General features: G+C 69.9%; 15 protein-coding genes. 13 read left to right on the top strand and 2 right to left on the bottom strand.

Going from position 1 to position 15280, the window contains the following annotated elements; genetic code table 11:
- The first annotated feature begins 128 nt into the window (after window positions 1-128).
- Window positions 129-959 carry an oxidoreductase gene (locus AC07V5_RS29345; protein ID WP_495119358.1) on the top strand — a complete coding sequence of 277 codons (831 nt, stop codon included), beginning with the start codon at window positions 129-131 and terminating at the stop codon, window positions 957-959.
- The gene (locus AC07V5_RS29340) at window positions 956-1957 is read left to right on the top strand and encodes an NADP-dependent oxidoreductase (protein WP_495119147.1); all 1002 of its coding nucleotides are present in this window, start codon (window positions 956-958) and stop codon (window positions 1955-1957) included. Before AC07V5_RS29345 ends, AC07V5_RS29340 begins: the two co-directional genes overlap by 4 nt.
- Here AC07V5_RS29340 and AC07V5_RS29335 read toward each other — a convergent pair.
- Window positions 1944-2990, bottom strand: a complete 1047-nt coding sequence (locus tag AC07V5_RS29335) for a DUF3500 domain-containing protein (RefSeq protein ID WP_495119146.1) — start codon at window positions 2988-2990, stop codon at window positions 1944-1946. The genes AC07V5_RS29340 and AC07V5_RS29335 overlap by 14 nt on opposite strands.
- A complete protein-coding gene (locus AC07V5_RS29330; protein WP_495119145.1) occupies window positions 2987-3784 on the bottom strand; it encodes a PEP-CTERM sorting domain-containing protein in 798 nt (265 codons plus the stop codon). Before AC07V5_RS29330 ends, AC07V5_RS29335 begins: the two co-directional genes overlap by 4 nt.
- Window positions 3785-3946: 162 nt before the next feature.
- On the opposite strand from AC07V5_RS29330, the gene ccmA reads away from it, so the two are divergent.
- From ccmA to AC07V5_RS29275, 11 genes are all read left to right on the top strand, one after another.
- Window positions 3947-4567 (top strand): heme ABC exporter ATP-binding protein CcmA, encoded by a 621-nt coding sequence (ccmA, locus tag AC07V5_RS29325; RefSeq protein ID WP_495119144.1) that lies wholly within the window; start codon window positions 3947-3949, stop codon window positions 4565-4567.
- A complete protein-coding gene (gene ccmB / locus AC07V5_RS29320) occupies window positions 4567-5229 on the top strand; it encodes a heme exporter protein CcmB (RefSeq protein WP_495119143.1) in 663 nt (220 codons plus the stop codon). Before ccmA ends, ccmB begins: the two co-directional genes overlap by 1 nt.
- Window positions 5230-5239: 10 nt before the next feature.
- A complete protein-coding gene (ccmC, locus tag AC07V5_RS29315) occupies window positions 5240-6001 on the top strand; it encodes a heme ABC transporter permease CcmC (RefSeq protein ID WP_495119142.1) in 762 nt (253 codons plus the stop codon).
- Between the two features lie 103 nt (window positions 6002-6104).
- The gene (gene ccmE, locus AC07V5_RS29310) at window positions 6105-6524 is read left to right on the top strand and encodes a cytochrome c maturation protein CcmE (RefSeq protein ID WP_495119141.1); all 420 of its coding nucleotides are present in this window, start codon (window positions 6105-6107) and stop codon (window positions 6522-6524) included.
- On the top strand, window positions 6521-8473 hold the full coding sequence (locus AC07V5_RS29305; protein ID WP_495119140.1) for a heme lyase CcmF/NrfE family subunit: 1953 nt from the start codon (window positions 6521-6523) through the stop codon (window positions 8471-8473). Before ccmE ends, AC07V5_RS29305 begins: the two co-directional genes overlap by 4 nt.
- Entirely contained in the window at window positions 8470-8994 is a 525-nt protein-coding gene (locus AC07V5_RS29300; protein WP_495119139.1) for a DsbE family thiol:disulfide interchange protein, read from the top strand. The genes AC07V5_RS29305 and AC07V5_RS29300 overlap by 4 nt, the downstream gene beginning before the upstream one ends.
- Window positions 8987-9352, top strand: a complete 366-nt coding sequence (locus AC07V5_RS29295; protein WP_495119138.1) for a cytochrome c-type biogenesis protein — start codon at window positions 8987-8989, stop codon at window positions 9350-9352. The genes AC07V5_RS29300 and AC07V5_RS29295 overlap by 8 nt, the downstream gene beginning before the upstream one ends.
- Window positions 9349-9990, top strand: coding sequence for a tetratricopeptide repeat protein (locus AC07V5_RS29290; RefSeq protein ID WP_495119137.1), 642 nt, complete (start codon window positions 9349-9351; stop codon window positions 9988-9990). The genes AC07V5_RS29295 and AC07V5_RS29290 overlap by 4 nt, the downstream gene beginning before the upstream one ends.
- A 48-nt stretch (window positions 9991-10038) precedes the next feature.
- Window positions 10039-11385, top strand: a complete 1347-nt coding sequence (chrA, locus tag AC07V5_RS29285) for a chromate efflux transporter (RefSeq protein WP_495119357.1) — start codon at window positions 10039-10041, stop codon at window positions 11383-11385.
- Window positions 11382-12422 (top strand): glycoside hydrolase family 88 protein, encoded by a 1041-nt coding sequence (locus AC07V5_RS29280; protein ID WP_495119136.1) that lies wholly within the window; start codon window positions 11382-11384, stop codon window positions 12420-12422. Before chrA ends, AC07V5_RS29280 begins: the two co-directional genes overlap by 4 nt.
- Before the next feature lie 195 nt (window positions 12423-12617).
- Window positions 12618-15251: a TonB-dependent receptor gene (locus tag AC07V5_RS29275; protein ID WP_495119135.1), complete on the top strand. Its 2634-nt coding sequence runs from the start codon at window positions 12618-12620 to the stop codon at window positions 15249-15251.
- Window positions 15252-15280 lie beyond the last annotated feature (29 nt).

The raw sequence follows: 15280 nt of genomic DNA, 5'->3' as shown, positions 1-15280 counted from the left end.
GGCCATTTGCTCGCCTCTAAATATGACGAACATCATACGAATTGAAACTCAAACCTTCCTGACTCGCCGCGCACCGCGTACGCCGGCGAGCCCCTAACCTCACACGCGGACGGAGAAACACCATGAACATGAACAGCAAGGTCGCCCTCGTGACGGGCGCCTCCTCAGGCATAGGCCAGGCCACCGCCGAGCGGCTCGCGAAAGCGGGCTACACCGTGTACGGCACCAGCCGGCAGGGGCGGCAGGCGGGGCAGCACGGGTTCGAGATGCTGGCACTGGATGTGACGCTGGACGACTCGGTCGAAGCAGCCGTGGCGAAGGTGGTGGCGCGGCACGGCCGCATCGACCTGCTCGTCAACAACGCCGGCTTTGGCGTCGCACCGGCTGGCGCGGAAGAGAGCTCCATCGAGCAGGCGCAGGCCATCTTCGACACCAACTTCTTCGGCATCGTCCGCATGACGCGGGCCGTCCTGCCGCACATGCGGCGGCAGGGCAGTGGCCGCATCCTCAACATCGGCTCGGTGCTGGGCTTCCTGCCCATGCCGTACGGCGCGCTCTACGCCGCCACCAAGCACGCGATCGAAGGCTATTCCGAGTCGCTCGACCATGAGTTGCGCACCCGCGGCATCCGGGTCTCGGTCATCGAGCCGGCCTACACAAAAACACCCTTCGATGCGAACTTCCTGGAGCCCGACGCCAAGCTCGATGAGTACCGCCAGGCCCGCACGGCCGTGACCGAGAGGGTCAGGGAAGTGATGACAACCGCAGACCAACCGGGCGTCGTTGCCGACGTCGTGCTGAAAGCCGCCAACGCAGCGAACCCGAAACTCCGCTACACGGCCGGCGGGCTCGCGAGCCGCCTGCGATTGCTGCGCAGGTTCGCACCAGCCGGCATGGTGGACGCCGGGATTCGACGCGACCTGCGGCTCGACGCCGTGCTGTTGGTGAGCGCGCCATGAAAGCATTTCTCCTCGACCGCTACGGCAAGAACCGCGCGCTGCGGTTGGCAGAGATCCCCGATCCGGTCTTGCGCGATGACGAGGTGCTCGTCCAGGTCCATGCCGCCGGCGTGAACCTGCTGGACGCCAAGATCAGGAACGGCGAGTTCAAGCTCATCCTGCCCTACCGCCTGCCGCTCGTGCTGGGCCATGACGTGGCCGGTGTCGTGACCCGGGTCGGCCCACGCGTGCAGCGCTTCAAGCCGGGCGACGAGGTGTACGCCCGGGCGGATGACTTCCGCATCGGCACGTTTGCCGAAGTCATCGCGGTCAAGGAAGCGTCCCTGGCGATCAAGCCCAAGGCGCTCAGCATGGAAGAGGCGGCGTCTCTCCCGCTGGTGGCCCTGACCGCGTGGCAGGCACTGATCGAGAAGGCGAAGCTGCGCAAAGGGCAGAAGGTCTTCATCCAGGCCGGCTCCGGTGGCGTCGGCACTTTCGCCATCCAGCTGGCCAAGCACGTCGGCGCCACCGTCGCCACGACGACCAGCAGCGCCAACATCGACTTGGTGAAGCGCCTCGGCGCCGACGTCGTCATCGACTACCGGAAAGACGACTTCGAGAAAGTGCTGCAGAACTACGACGTGGTGCTGCACAGCCAGGACGCCGCAGCACTGGACAAATCCCTGCGCGTGCTCAAGCCCGGTGGCACCCTCATCTCGATCTCCGGCCCGCCTGACCCTGCCTTTGCCAAAGGCATCGCGGCACCGTGGTTCGTGAACCTCGTCGTTCGCCTGTTGAGTGCCGGTGTCAGGAAGAAGGCCGCCCGCCTCGGCCTGAACTACGCCTTCCTCTTCATGCGAGCGCATGGCGAGCAGCTGCGGGAGATCACCTCGATCATCGATGCCGGCGCGATCCGCCCCGTGGTGGACCGGGTCTTCCCGTTCGACGCAACCAACGAAGCGCTGGCCTATGTCGAAACGGGCCGGGCCAAGGGCAAGGTCGTGATCAAGGTGAGGTAGACGGCCGGTGCCGATGGGCACCGCCCTCGGCCCGGCGATAGTGCTCGCCCAGCACGTCGTGGCCGAAGTCGCCGTCAAAGTCGCGCCAGACCGAGTGGATGTGGTTGCCACCCGAGTTGTCGAACTCGATGAGGAAGTTCGCGCCCTGGATGCGGAAGTAGTGCGGCTCGCCGGGTGTCAACGAACCGGCCCAGCCGACGCGAAGGGCCTCCAGCGGCGCGGCGCGAACGCGGGTCAGGCGTGCCTGTGCGAGCTCGGGCTGCAGGTGGTCGGCAAAGGCTCCGATCAGCTTCAGCACCTGGGCTTGCTGGCCGCCGTCCATGTCGGCGAAAGGCAGGCCCACGGCACCCAGCGGCTTGGCCCGCCGGGCATTGCCGCTGACGATGTCGCCAAACGGCCGCGTATCGAAAACGGCGCGTGATCGCTGCGCCGCACTGAGGCTGGCCAGCCATTGGCGGGCCAGATCCTCCTCGTCGCCCAGCAGCCGGAAGCCCGACCGCGGCGCACCGCCACCGGCGTCGCGCGGCACGACGGCCGGGTTGGCACCGAAGAACTGCGGCAGCGTGGACACATAGCGGTCGCCGTCCAGGCTGAAGTGCAGCGACAGGTGATGGCCCTCGATGCGCCAGCCCCAGCCGCTGCCGCCGGGCTCGCCGTAGATCGCGACCGCATAGTTCTCCGGGTCGCGCGACAGGCCGGAGCCTTCCATCTGGCGCAGCGCGATCTCCAGCGCCATCAGTGCACGCACCTTGTCCAGCCCGCGCTCGTTCAGCGCCGTGCGCAGCAGTGCCGTCGTCGCCTCGCGCTGAGCGGGCGACAGGGTCTTCCACGCCAGCCCGTCACGGCGGCGCGGGGTGTAGTGCCAATCGCTGCGGGTGGTGTCGGTGAAGGGCAGGATCAGTTCGCCCTGCCGCGCCGATGGCGTCAGCTGAACGAGGCGCTGCGCCGCCTGGCTGGCCGTCAACGCATCGGCCCGAACGAGGGCCGGCAGGGCAAGGGCAAGACAGGCTAGGAGCGCCCGACGGCGGATCATCGGCTGGGTGTCGGCTCGCCAAAGTTGCGGCGCCGCTTGAGCCACATCGCTGCCAACCCCGTGCCCAGCAGCGCCAGCGCGCTGGGCTCGGGCACAGGCGCATTGCCAATGCCGTCGCTGAACAGGAAGGCGTACTGGTCGCCCGTGCCGGCCCCAAACGAGAACACCGGATCGATATAGGCACTGGCGGTCGCGGTCGGCCCGGACACCGCGGCGGCGAAGGCGTCGGCCGTCAGCGTGACGAGGTAGATGTGGTTGGCTTTCAGCGTCAGATCGACCCTGTGGCCGAAGCTTTCGACGAAGCTGCCCTGCAGCGCGCCCGAATCAATGCCCTCGCTGAAGACCGGTACCTGGCCCAGGCTCAGGTCTTCCAGCGCCCACAGCGCCTTCACAGCAAAGCCGGCAAAGAGGTCGACGGTGTTGGACGACCCGGATGCCCGGCCAGCCACGTCGACATGCACCTGCACATCCGAGGGCTGGATCGACGTGCTGTCGACGACCTGCATCTGGAATTTGAGCTGGGCGCTCGCGCGCCCGGTGACACCCGGCTCGACCAGCACCTCGCTGAGCAGCCAGGGGCTGGGCGTGGCCGCAGCATCGACCTTCACCTGGCCGCTCGAGCCAAAGAGCGAGAAGCTGCCGAAGCCGTCGACCTGGACAGGCAGCGGCGGCACATGATTGAAGAAGACGCTGCCCGCCACCGAGGACGGCGCCAACGGCCCTGCCCACCCACTGCCGGCCACGGCCAGCAACACGGCAGCTGCGCAGCGCGCAACGATTCGAGACTTGGACATGTACGTCTCCCAGCTCGTCAACGAAGCCGAGAGGTTATGCCCGCGCGGGTGAGCACCGTCAGCCTGCATTTCTAGGGGGCCGGGCACGGCACGCACCAATCGCAGAAGCTCAGGCGATTTGCTTCGTTGGCACCAGGGCAGGCCCTGCCTAGAGTGCCGGGCATGACCACCGTCGCGGCCACCCTCAACACGCCTCCCACGCTCATCCTGCAGCGCGTGGGCCAGTCGCGCGGTGGCCGGCCGTTGTTCGAAGGACTGGACCTGGCCCTGCACCCCGGCCAGTTGCTGTGGCTGCAGGGCGCCAATGGCAGCGGCAAGACCAGCCTGCTGCGACTCATCTGTGGCCTGAGCGCCCCCCGCGCGGGCCGGGTGCATGTCGAACACGATCTGCTCTACATCGGCCATCGGCCCGCCTTGAAGGACGTGCTCACCGTCATCGAGCAGCTGCGCAGCAGCGCAGCGCTGGCCGGGCACCCCTGCAGCGAGGCCGAGGCCTTGGCCGCGCTGGCGCCCGTCGGCCTGGACGAAGCCGCGGGCCTGCGCCTGGCTCAGCTGTCCGAAGGCCAGCGCCGCCGCGCCGCACTGGCCAGGCTGTGGCTGCCGCAGGTGGCACCGCTGTGGGTGCTGGATGAACCACTGGCCGCGCTGGACGCAGCCATGGCCGACCGCCTCGCGCAGCGGCTGGACCGACATGCCAACGAGGGCGGCAGCGCCATCTTCACCAGCCACCAGCCGCTTCCGCTGAAGCGGCCCGTGCGCAGCCTCAACCTCGGGAGGCACTGATGAGCGCCGCTCTGCAAGCCGCCGCGGCACTCGCCCGGCGGGAGTGGTCGAGCACGCTGCGTCAGCCGGCTGAATGGCTGACGCCACTGGGCTTCGTCGTCACCGTGGCCGCGCTGTTCCCGCTCGGCCTCGGGCCCGACCCCGCGCGGCTGCGAGAACTGGCGCCGGGCCTGCTGTGGATCACGGCGCTGCTGGCCAGCCTGTTGTCGCTGCCGCGCCTGTTCGCACCCGACCTGGCCGACGGCAGCCTGGAGCAATGGTGGCTGGCGCCGTTGCCGCGGCCGCTGGCCGTCGGCCTCAAGCTGGCCGTGCACTGGGGCTTGAGCAGCCTGCCGCTGGTGCTGATCGCACCGTTGCTAGCCCTGGCCTTCGGCGTGGACGACCCGTGGCCGCTGGGCCTGAGCCTGCTGCTGGGCACGCCCGCGCTCGCACTGCTGGGTGGCCTGGGCGCGGCGCTGGTGCTGCATGCGCGCGCCGGCGCCGGGCTGCTGGCGCTGCTGCTGCTGCCGCTGGAGGTGCCGGTGCTCGTCTTCGGCACGGCCGCGGCGCAAGGCGGCGCCAACGCCGACACGGCCCTGTTGCTGCTCGGCGCGTGGCTGGCCGTGCTGCTCGCCCTCGCCCCCTGGGCCACCTCGGCGGCCTTGTCACTGATGCTTGATTGATGCTCGACTGATGCCTTCCTCACATCCGATCTGGCGCTACGCCAGCCCCACCCACTTCCTTGCCCTCAGCAGCCGGCTGATGCCGGCACTGTGGGTGCTGGCCGCGCTGGGCATCGCCGCGGGCCTGGCGCTGGGCCTGTTCTGGGCCCCCACCGACGAGCAGCAGGGCGAGGCCTACCGCATCCTCTACCTGCACGTGCCGGCCGCGTGGATCGCGATGGTCTGCTACGGCGCGATGGCCTTCTGGGCGCTGTGGGGCCTGGCGTGGAAGACGCGCCTGTCCTTCGTGCTGATGCGCGCGCTGGCACCCACGGGCGCCTTGTTCGCGGTGCTGACGCTGCTGACCGGCGCGCTGTGGGGCCGGCCCACCTGGGGCACCTGGTGGGTGTGGGACGCACGGCTCACGTCGGCGCTGCTGCTGGCGTTGCTCTACGTCGGCTTCATCGCGCTGACCAGTGCCGTGGACACGCCCGACGACCCACGCCGCGGAGACCAGGCCGGCGCGCTGCTGGCCCTGGTGGGCGCGCTGAATCTGCCGGTGCTGTACTTCTCGGTGAGCTGGTGGAACACGCTGCACCAGGGAGCGTCGATCAGCACCCGGGGCAGCCAGATCGCGCCGGAAATGCTGGCCAGCCTGCTGCTGTCGACGCTGGGCTTCTGGGCCTATGCCGGCGCGGTGGTGCTGACGCGCGCACGGCTGCTGCTGCAGGCCCGCGTGGAAGCCGAGACGCAATGGCCGCAACCGCTGGCGGCCGTGGGGAGCGCGGCATGAGTGAATTGTTCGGCACCCACGCCTTCTACGTCTGGGCATCGCTCACGGCTGTCGCAGTGGGCATCGCGATCGAACTCTGGTCTTTGCGACGCAGGGCCGCACGATGAAGCCCCGCCACCTGCGCCTGCTCGGCCTGCTGGCCATGCTCAGCCTGCTGGCGCTGGCCGGCGGCCTGGTGTTGAAGGCCTTCCGCCAGAACCTCGTCTTCTTCGTCACGCCCAGCGAGATCGTGCGCGGCGAGGCACCGGCCGGCACGCGCTTTCGGCTCGGCGGCCTGGTGGCACCGGGTTCGGTACACCGGGACGCAGACAGCATGCGCTTCACCGTCACCGACGGTGCGCGCGAGGTGGCCGTCAGCTACCGCGGCCCGCTGCCCGACCTGTTCCGCGAGGGCAAGGGCGTTGTCGCGCAGGGGCGGCTCGCCGGCGTGCAGTTCGTCGCCGACGAGGTGCTGGCCAAGCACGACGAGAACTACATGCCGCCCGAGGCCGCCGCGGCGCTGAAGCAGGCCTCTGCGCGATGACGGCGGAGCTGGGTCAGTTCGCGCTGCTGCTGGCGCTCGCGGTGGCATTCGCGCAGGCGGTGCTGCCGCTGTGGGGCGCGCATCGCGGCCACGCGCGCTGGATGGCACTCGCCCGGCCCCTGGCCGCGGTGAGCTTCGGTCTGGTCAGCAGCGCATTTGCTGCGCTGGTGGCCAGCTTCGTCGTGCTGGACACCTCGGTCGCCTACGTGGCCGCCAACGCCAGCCGCGAGCTGCCGCTGGGTTACCGCATCACGGCCACCTGGGGCGGGCACGAAGGCTCGCTGCTGCTGTGGGTGTGGATCCTGTCGGCCTGGGGTGCGCTGGTGGCGGCGCGCAGCAACGGCTTGCCCGCCGCGTTTGCGGCGCGCGTGCAGAGCGTGCTCGGCTCGGTAGCCACCGGCTTCATCGCGTTCATCGCGTTCACGTCCAACCCGTTCGCACGCCTGCTGCCCGCGCCCGCCGATGGCCGCGACCTGAACCCGCTGCTGCAAGACCCAGGCATGGCCGCCCACCCGCCGCTGCTTTACCTGGGCTACGTGGGCTTCGCGGTGGGCTTCGCCTTCGCTGTGGCCGCGCTGCTGGAAGACGAGCTCGATGCCCGCTGGACGCGCTGGACCCGGCCCTGGGTGCTGGCCGCGTGGTCGGCGCTGACGGGCGGCATCCTGCTGGGCAGCTTCTGGGCCTATTACGAGCTGGGCTGGGGCGGCTTCTGGTTCTGGGACGCGGTCGAGAACGCGGCCTTCATGCCGTGGCTGCTGGGCACAGCGCTCATCCACTCGCTGGCCGTGGCCGAGAAGCGCCCGGGCTTCCTGCGCTGGAGCCTGTTGCTGGCGCTGCTGGCCTTCTCGCTGTCGCTGCTGGGCACTTTCCTCGTGCGCTCGGGCGTGGTCAGCTCGGTCCACGCGTTCGCGAGCGACCCGGCACGCGGCCTCTTCATCCTGGCGCTGCTTGGCGTGTCGGTGGGCGGGTCGCTGGCGCTGTTTGCCTGGCGGGCGCACCGCGCGCCGCCGGCCGAGGGCTATGCGCTGGGCTCGCGCGAGTCGCTGCTGCTGCTGAACAACCTGCTGCTGGCCACGGCCACCGGCACCGTGCTGCTGGGCACGCTGTACCCGCTGGCCGCCGAGGTGATTGGCGGTACCAAGCTGTCGGTCGGCACGCCCTATTTCGACACCGTGTTCCCGCCGCTGATGCTGCCGCTGGTGGCGCTGCTGGTGATCGGGCCGCTGGCGCGCTGGCGCGTGGCTGCGCTGGGCGCCGTGAAGCCGCTGCTGCCGCTGGCCCTGGCTGCGCTGGTGGGCGCCGCGGCGCTGGCCTTCGCGCTGCAGGGCTCGCTGTGGCTGGCGGCGGGCGTGGCCACGGGGCTGTGGGCGCTGGGCGGCACGGTGGACCTGGCCTGGCGCCAGCGCGCTGCCTGGCGGCAAAGCCTGTCGCTGTGGCTGGCGCACGCCGGCATCGCCATCTTCGTGCTGGGCGTGACGCTGGTGCGCAGCCTGGAGCAGGCGCATGACCTGCAACTCGCGCCGGGCGAACAGGTGCGCGTAGCCGGGCACATGCTGCGCTTCGAGACGCTGGAGGCCGTGGACGGCAGCAACTACCGCGCGGCCCAGGCCCGGCTGATCTGGCACCGCGGCGGCGAGCCCGTCGTGCTGACGCCGCAAAAGCGCGTCTACGCCCGTCGCCAGGTCGCGATGACCGAGGCCGCCATCGACCGCAGCCTGTGGCGCGATCTGTACGTGAGCCTGGGCGAGGCCGATGCCGATGGCCGCTGGGCGCTGCGCGTGCAGGTCAAACCCTTCATGGCCTGGGTGTGGATAGGAGCGCTGCTGATGGCTGCCGGTGGGCTGTGGGGCGCACTGGCGCACCACCGCCGGCCGCGCACGCAGGCTGCCGCAGAAGCAACCACGCAACCCACGTCACCCCTCATCGCACCCACGCTGTCCACACCATGAAGCTCCGCCTCGCCCTCGTGCCGCTGCTCGCTACGGCTGCCCTCGTCGCCTTGCTGGCGCGCGGCCTGCTGCAGCGCGACGCCCAGGCCGAGACCGTCTCGCCGCTGATCGGCAAGCCTGCGCCAGCACTCAACCTCGAACGCCTGGACGGCGAGGCCGCACCGCTGCAAGGCGAGGTGTGGGTGCTGAACGTGTTTGCTTCCTGGTGCGCTCCCTGCCGCGCCGAGCTGCCGGTGTTGGCAGAGCTGGGTAGCCAAGGTGGCGTGCGCGTTGTCGGGCTGGACTACCGCGACACGCCCGAGCTGGGCCTGGCCTTCCTGAAGCGCCATGGCAACCCCTACGCGCTGACCTGGCGCGACCCGGAAGGGCGCGGCAGCCTGGCCTGGGGCGTGACGGGCGTGCCCGAAACCTTCGTCATCGACCGCCGCGGCATCGTGCGGCTGCGCCACACCGGGCCGGTCACGGCCGAGGACCTGAACAAGCGCCTGCTGCCGCTGATCGAAAGGCTCAAACGTGCGTAGCGTCATCGCACTGATCCTGCTGGCGATGACGCTCAGCGCGCACGCCCAAGACCTCGACACCCGCGTCGAGCGCCTGGCGCAAGAGCTGCGCTGTGTCGTCTGCCAGAGCCAGAGCGTTGCCGAGTCCAACGCGCCGCTGGCCGTGGACATGAAGCGCCAGCTGCGCGAAGGCCTGGCCGCCGGCCGCAGCGAAGCCGAGCTGCTCGACGAGCTCGTGCAGCGCTACGGCGAGCAGGTGCTCTACCGCCCCGCCCTGCACGCCGGCACGGCGCCGCTGTGGTTCGGCCCGCTGGCCCTGCTGGCCATCGCCTTGCTCGTCTACCTGCGGCAGGGCCGGCAGCGCAGGGAGCCGCAATGACGCTGTTCATGCTCGCCGCCGCCGCGCTGACGCTGGCCGCCCTGCTGCCGCTGGCGCCCGCGCTGCTCGGCCCCCGCAGCGTGCCAGGCCCACGCGCCTGGCGCACTGCCACCACACTGGGCCTGGCCTTGCCGCTGGCGGCCGCCCTGCTCTACGCCCAGATCGGCCGCCCCGATGCGCTCGATCCACCACCGCCGGCCGCGCCCGCCAACCCCGTGCAGCAGATGGTGCAGCGCCTGGTCGACCGCCTGCAGCGCGCGCCCGACGACGCCGACGGCTGGGCGCTGCTGGCCCGCGCCTACGAACAGCTCGGCCGCCCGCAGGACGCCCTGCCTGCCTACGTGCAGCTGGAACGCCTGCGGCCCGACGACCCGCAGCCGCTGAGCCAGCACGCCGTCACGCTGGCGCTCGTGAAGGGCCAAGGCCTGGATGGCGAGCCCGAGGCGCTGCTGCAGCGCGCGCTCAAGCTGAACGCCAAGCATGTGCCCACCCTCGCCCTGCTCGGCAGCGCCGCGGTGGAGCGTGGCGACAACTCAGCCGCGCTCGGCTACTGGCGCCGCGTGCTGGCCGAGGTGCCGGCCGACAGCGACATGGCGGCGGCGCTGCGCGACAGCATCGCGAAGGTCCAGGCTCGCTGAACGGTGGCTACATTGCCGGCAGCCCGCCACCCGTTCGCCAAGGCCTTGTTGAACGCCCAACCACTCGACCCTCCGCAGCCCATCGGCTTCTGGGAAGCCCTGCGCTTCTGGCTCAAGCTCGGCTTCATCAGCTTTGGTGGGCCGGCCGGGCAGATCGCCATCATGCACACCGAGCTGGTGGAGCGCCGCCGCTGGATCAGCGAGAAGCGGTTCCTGCACGCGCTGAACTACTGCATGCTGCTGCCCGGCCCCGAGGCCCAGCAGCTCGCCACCTACATCGGCTGGCTGATGCACCGCACGCGCGGCGGGCTGGTGGCTGGCGCGCTGTTCGTGCTGCCGTCGCTGTTCATCCTCATCGCGCTGTCCTGGGTCTATCTCGCCTACGGCAAGCTGCCCGTCGTGGCGGGGCTGTTCTATGGCTTGAAGCCCGCAGTGACGGCGCTGGTCGTGCATGCCGCCCACCGCATCGGCACGCGGGCGCTGAAGAACGGCTGGCTGTGGGGCATCGCCGCGGCGGCCTTTGTCGCCATCTTTGCGCTGGGCGCACCCTTCCCACTCATCGTGCTGGGGGCCGCCGCCATCGGCCGCTTCGGCGGCCGGCGGGCGCCGCACATCTTCGCCATCGGTGGCGGCCACGGCGCGGCCCAGCAGGGCTATGGCCCGGCGCTCATCGACGACGACACGCCCACGCCGCCACACGCGCTCTTCACCCGCGCCCGGCTGACCCGCGTGCTGACCATCGGCATCGGCCTGTGGGCAGCGGCCATGGCCGGCCTCGTACTCGCCTACGGCCTGCAAGGCGCGCTCACGCAGATGGGCTGGTTCTTCACCAAGGCCGCGCTGCTGACCTTCGGCGGCGCCTACGCGGTGCTGCCGTACGTCTACCAGGGCGCCGTGGAGCAGCACCAATGGCTCAGCGGCGCGCAGATGATCGACGGCCTGGCGTTGGGCGAGACGACGCCGGGACCGCTGATCATGGTGGTCGCCTTCGTCGGCTTTGTCGGCGGCTGGACGAAGCAACTCTTCGGGCCCGATTCGCTCTTCCTCGCCGGCGCTGCTGCCGCCACGGTGGTGACCTTCTTCACCTTCCTGCCGTCCTTCGTCTTCATCCTGGCCGGTGGGCCGGTCATCGAATCCACGCACGGCAAGCTGCAGTTCACGGCACCGCTGACGGCCATTACGGCCGCGGTCGTCGGCGTGATCCTGAACCTGGCCCTGTTCTTCGCGTATCACGTGCTCTGGCCCCAAGGCTTTGCCGGCCGATTCGATGGGGCGTCGGCCCTCATCGCTGTTGGCGCCGGCATCGCGCTGTTCCGCTTCAAGCTCGGCGTCATGCCTCTGCTGGCCCTGTGCGCGCTGCTGGGCCTAGGCGCCAACTGGCTGCAAGGCGCATGAGGCGCCGCGAGGCCTGCGCCGCACTGGCCGCCACGCTCGGCATGCCGGCCTTCGCCGCGCCCGACGACGGCGCCCTGCCCGCAGCGCTGGCCATCGCGCGCCGGTACACCGCGCCACCGGCGCCTCACTACGCAGCGGCCTTGCTGATCAGCGCCCAGCGGCGACTGGCCGCGCCGGCCCAGGCGCCCGACCTGGCCCGCGCGGCACGCGCCGCCACGCAGGGCTTGCGAGATGCCATGGGCGAACCGGGCCAAGCCCTGCCCACCGACTGGCCGCGCCTGGCCGGCTACGCCGCGCTGGCCGAAGCCGCCACCCAGGACGGCGACACCGCGGCCGGCGCGCTGGCCGTGAAAGCGCTGCGTTCCGTGCTGACCGACACCGCCCACGGCCCTCGGCTCAGCGGCCTGCGGCCTTGGACGGACGACCTCTTCCTGGCCACGCTGCTACTGGACCGCACGGCACCGCTTCTGCCGGCCCCGGAACGCGCCCGCGCGGCCGCCGCACTGGGTGCCACCCTGCAAGGCCTGACCGAACTGCTGCAGCGCCCGGACGGCCTCTTCAACCACGCCGAGGGCTCGCCGGTCGCCTGGGGTCGGGGCAACGGGTTTGCGGCCCTGGGGCTCGCCCTGGCGCTGGCCGGCCCGCTGCAGGCGTCAGGCGCTGCCGCGCCGCCGCGGACGAGCCTGCAACGGCATCTGCTGGCCCTGCTGCCCCTGCAGGGCCCCGACGGCCTGTGGCGCCAGGTGCTGGACCACGACGGCGCTACCCCCGAGTTGACCGTGACGGCCATGAATCTCGCAGCGCTTGCGACGGCACGCCGCCACGGCTGGCTGCCAGCGAGAACGACTGACGCAGCCATCACACGCGCGTGGGCAGGTGTGCGCTCGCGCATCGATGCAGAGGGTGGTTTCCAGGACGTCTGCGCCGGTACGCCAGCCGGGCCGACGCTGGACTTCTACTTGCAGCGCCCCATCCTGCACGGCCGCGACGAACGCGCCGCCGCGATGGTGCTGACGGCGGCACTTTCACTCGGGTGAACCCGGGGCCATCTATGCCGTTTTCAGCGGCTGCTATCTCGCGTCGAGATAGCAAATGGTTTCGCTGCAACGCATTCCGAAAACGCGATAGCTGCGGGCAAAGAAGGCATATCTGGCGCATGTAACCGCTTCGTACCATGGTTTTCAGCCGGCCCCTCAGAGGGCCGTCTTCATTAAGAAAACCACGGAGACCCCATGCCAAAGATCCCCTTCACCCCGACCCGACTCGCCTTGCTGCTGCAGGCCCTGGTGCTGCTGCCCGCAGCTGCTCAGACGGCACCCAATGACAGCGATGCCAAGCTGGACACCGTCGTCATCAGCGGCATCCGCGCCTCGGTGCGCAAGGCGCTGGACACCAAGGAGGCGTCCAACAGCATGGTGGAGGTCATCGCCTCCGAGGACATCGGCAAGCTGCCAGACACCACCATCGCCGAATCTCTGGCGCGCCTGCCTGGCCTGTCCGCCGGCATCGACCGCGGCAACGCCAGCCAGATCGTCGCGCGTGGCCTGGGCCCGCGCTTCGTCGGCGCCACCTTGAACGGCCGCGAGTTCGCGTCATCTGAACCCGACCGCGCCGTGCGCTTCGAGATGTTCCCGGCCGAGTCGGTGTCGGGCGCCACGGTCTACAAGACGCAGTCGGCCGAGATCGTCGAAGGCGGCATCGCCACCACCATCGACCTGCAGACCGTGCAGCCCCTGGCCTACCGCGAGCGCACCGTGTCGCTGAAGGCTGATGCGCTGTACTACCAGCTGGGAAAAAGCATCCAGGGCGCCAAGAAGTACGCGCCGCGCCTGGGCGGCATCTATGTGGACCAGCTCCTCGACCGCACGCTGGGCGTGGCGCTGGCCTTCAGCTACTACGACCAGCCCTCGCTGGAGGACCGCGTCGACAACTGGGGCTTCAACGAGACCCACTCCGCCGACGTGACCGGCGACGGCAAGGTGGACAAGACGCCCTGGGGCTTCCAGAACGGCGTCAAGAAGGGCACCGACAAGCGCTCCAGCCTGCTGGGCAAGATCGAATACAAGCCCAACAGCGCGGTGGCCATCACCGGCGACGTCTACGCCGCACGCTCCAACATCCTCGAGCCCACCCTCGTGCACGTGGAAGGCAATGTCGGCAACTGGGACGGCTGGCAGAGCGGCTCTTTCAGCAAGGTCACGACCGATGGCGGCTACGTGACCGGCGCGACGGTGTCGGGTGTGAACCTCGACAACCTGAACGCGCGCTGGAAGCAGAACATGCGCAACTTCGCGGCGGGCCTGAACGGCAAGTTCAAGCTCGACGACTGGCAGCTCGATGCCGACGTGGCCCGCTCCACTGCCGCCCGCGACACGATGTGGACGGCCGTGCAGATGAGCATGCTGCAGCCTGGCAGCGTGACCTGGAGCTTCCCGCGCGATGGCTGGATGACCTACAGCTTCAGCGGCGACAGCGGCAACCCGGCCGCCTTCTCCACCAACGTCACCGAGCAGTGGGGCCCGAGCTATGCCGGCAAGCTCAACGACTCGCTGAACTCCCAGCAGTTCAACGCCAGCCGCGCCGTGAAGTGGGGCGACGTGAACAAGCTCAAGTTCGGCCTGCGCGCCACGCAGCGCGACAAGTCCTACGCCCAGACCTCGTGGAACTATTCGGGCGCGGCCACCATCCCGACCAGCGCGTTCCAGCGCGTGCAGGTCGACGGCCGGCCCGACTTCATCGAGTTCGCCGACGGCTTCGGCAGTGCGGTCAGCAAATACTTCGGCGCCAACACGCTGAGCGCCGACGGCCGCAGCCCCACCGCCAGTGACCTGGTGCAGAACAGCTGGCGCGCCAAGGAGAGCAGCAGCGCCGCCTTCGCCCAGGCCGACCTGAACGGCAGCGCCTTCGGCGACCTGAGCTACCGCGGCAACGTGGGCCTGCGCGCCGTGCACACCAGCCAGACGGGCTACGGCATGGAGCAGGTCAACGGCGGCGCGCCCACGCCTGTCTCGGCCGGCACCAGCTACACCCGCTTCCTGCCCAGCCTCAACCTCATCCTGAACCTGGATCAGGACGACGTGAACCAGCTGCGCTTCGGCGTCTCGCGCGCCATGGCCCGCGCGCCGCTGGACGTGATGAACGCGGCCCACACCGTCAGCATCGACCCCAACGGCGTCAACCCGACGACGGTCTCGGGCGGCAACCCGCAGCTCAAGCCGATGATGGCCAGCCAGGTTGACCTGACCTTCCAGCGCTACTTCGACAAGGACAGCCTCGTCTCGGTCGGCCTGTTCTACAAGAAGATCAGCGACTACATCGGCATCGCCTCGGTGGCCGGCACCTTCAACGGCAAGGCGGCCTACTACACGCAGCAGGTCAACCGCGACGGCGGCAACGTACAGGGCGTGGAGCTGGTCTACCAGCAGGCCTTCACCAAGCTGCCCGAGCCCTGGAACAGCCTGGGCCTGCAGGCCAACTACACCTACAGCGACAGCAACATCAAGGAAAACGGCGACCGCAGCGGCGGCAGCTTCACGCCCATCGCCACCAACGGCTTGATGAAAAGCAACGGCGGCCTGACCCTCTGGTACGCCCGCAACGGCTTCGAGGCCCGCCTGGCCGCCAACCACCATTCGGCCTACAACCGCGCGCCGACGTGGGACTCCACGGCCTTCCAGCTGAACGGCGCCGAGACCTGGGTGTCGGCGAACGTGTCGCAGCAGATCACACCGCAGCTGCAGGCCCGATTCGGCATCGAGAACGCGACCAACCAGCGCGTGACCTACACGGACCCGCTCAACCCCTGGCACCAGTCGAACTTCCAGTTCGGGCGGCGGTTCAACGTGGGGCTGACGTACAAGCTGTGACGGGGCTTGGAGGGCACAGCGGCGGCAGC

Source organism: Roseateles sp. GW821-FHT02E12 (genome assembly GCF_059421665.1).
The sequence above is the reverse complement of the archived record's forward strand: the minus strand, read 5'-3'. Positions and strand labels throughout refer to the sequence as shown.

Coding starts and splice junctions, on each gene's coding strand:
- AC07V5_RS29280 (WP_495119136.1), top strand. CDS start 11,382: ATGAGGCGCCGCGAGGCCTGCGCCGCACTGGCCGCCACGCTCGGCATG.
- AC07V5_RS29275 (WP_495119135.1), top strand. CDS start 12,618: ATGCCAAAGATCCCCTTCACCCCGACCCGACTCGCCTTGCTGCTGCAG.
- AC07V5_RS29305 (WP_495119140.1), top strand. CDS start 6,521: ATGACGGCGGAGCTGGGTCAGTTCGCGCTGCTGCTGGCGCTCGCGGTG.
- ccmB (WP_495119143.1), top strand. CDS start 4,567: ATGAGCGCCGCTCTGCAAGCCGCCGCGGCACTCGCCCGGCGGGAGTGG.
- ccmE (WP_495119141.1), top strand. CDS start 6,105: ATGAAGCCCCGCCACCTGCGCCTGCTCGGCCTGCTGGCCATGCTCAGC.
- AC07V5_RS29340 (WP_495119147.1), top strand. CDS start 956: ATGAAAGCATTTCTCCTCGACCGCTACGGCAAGAACCGCGCGCTGCGG.
- AC07V5_RS29335 (WP_495119146.1), bottom strand. CDS start 2,990: ATGATCCGCCGTCGGGCGCTCCTAGCCTGTCTTGCCCTTGCCCTGCCG.
- AC07V5_RS29300 (WP_495119139.1), top strand. CDS start 8,470: ATGAAGCTCCGCCTCGCCCTCGTGCCGCTGCTCGCTACGGCTGCCCTC.
- AC07V5_RS29330 (WP_495119145.1), bottom strand. CDS start 3,784: ATGTCCAAGTCTCGAATCGTTGCGCGCTGCGCAGCTGCCGTGTTGCTG.
- AC07V5_RS29290 (WP_495119137.1), top strand. CDS start 9,349: ATGACGCTGTTCATGCTCGCCGCCGCCGCGCTGACGCTGGCCGCCCTG.
- AC07V5_RS29345 (WP_495119358.1), top strand. CDS start 129: ATGAACAGCAAGGTCGCCCTCGTGACGGGCGCCTCCTCAGGCATAGGC.
- ccmA (WP_495119144.1), top strand. CDS start 3,947: ATGACCACCGTCGCGGCCACCCTCAACACGCCTCCCACGCTCATCCTG.
- ccmC (WP_495119142.1), top strand. CDS start 5,240: ATGCCTTCCTCACATCCGATCTGGCGCTACGCCAGCCCCACCCACTTC.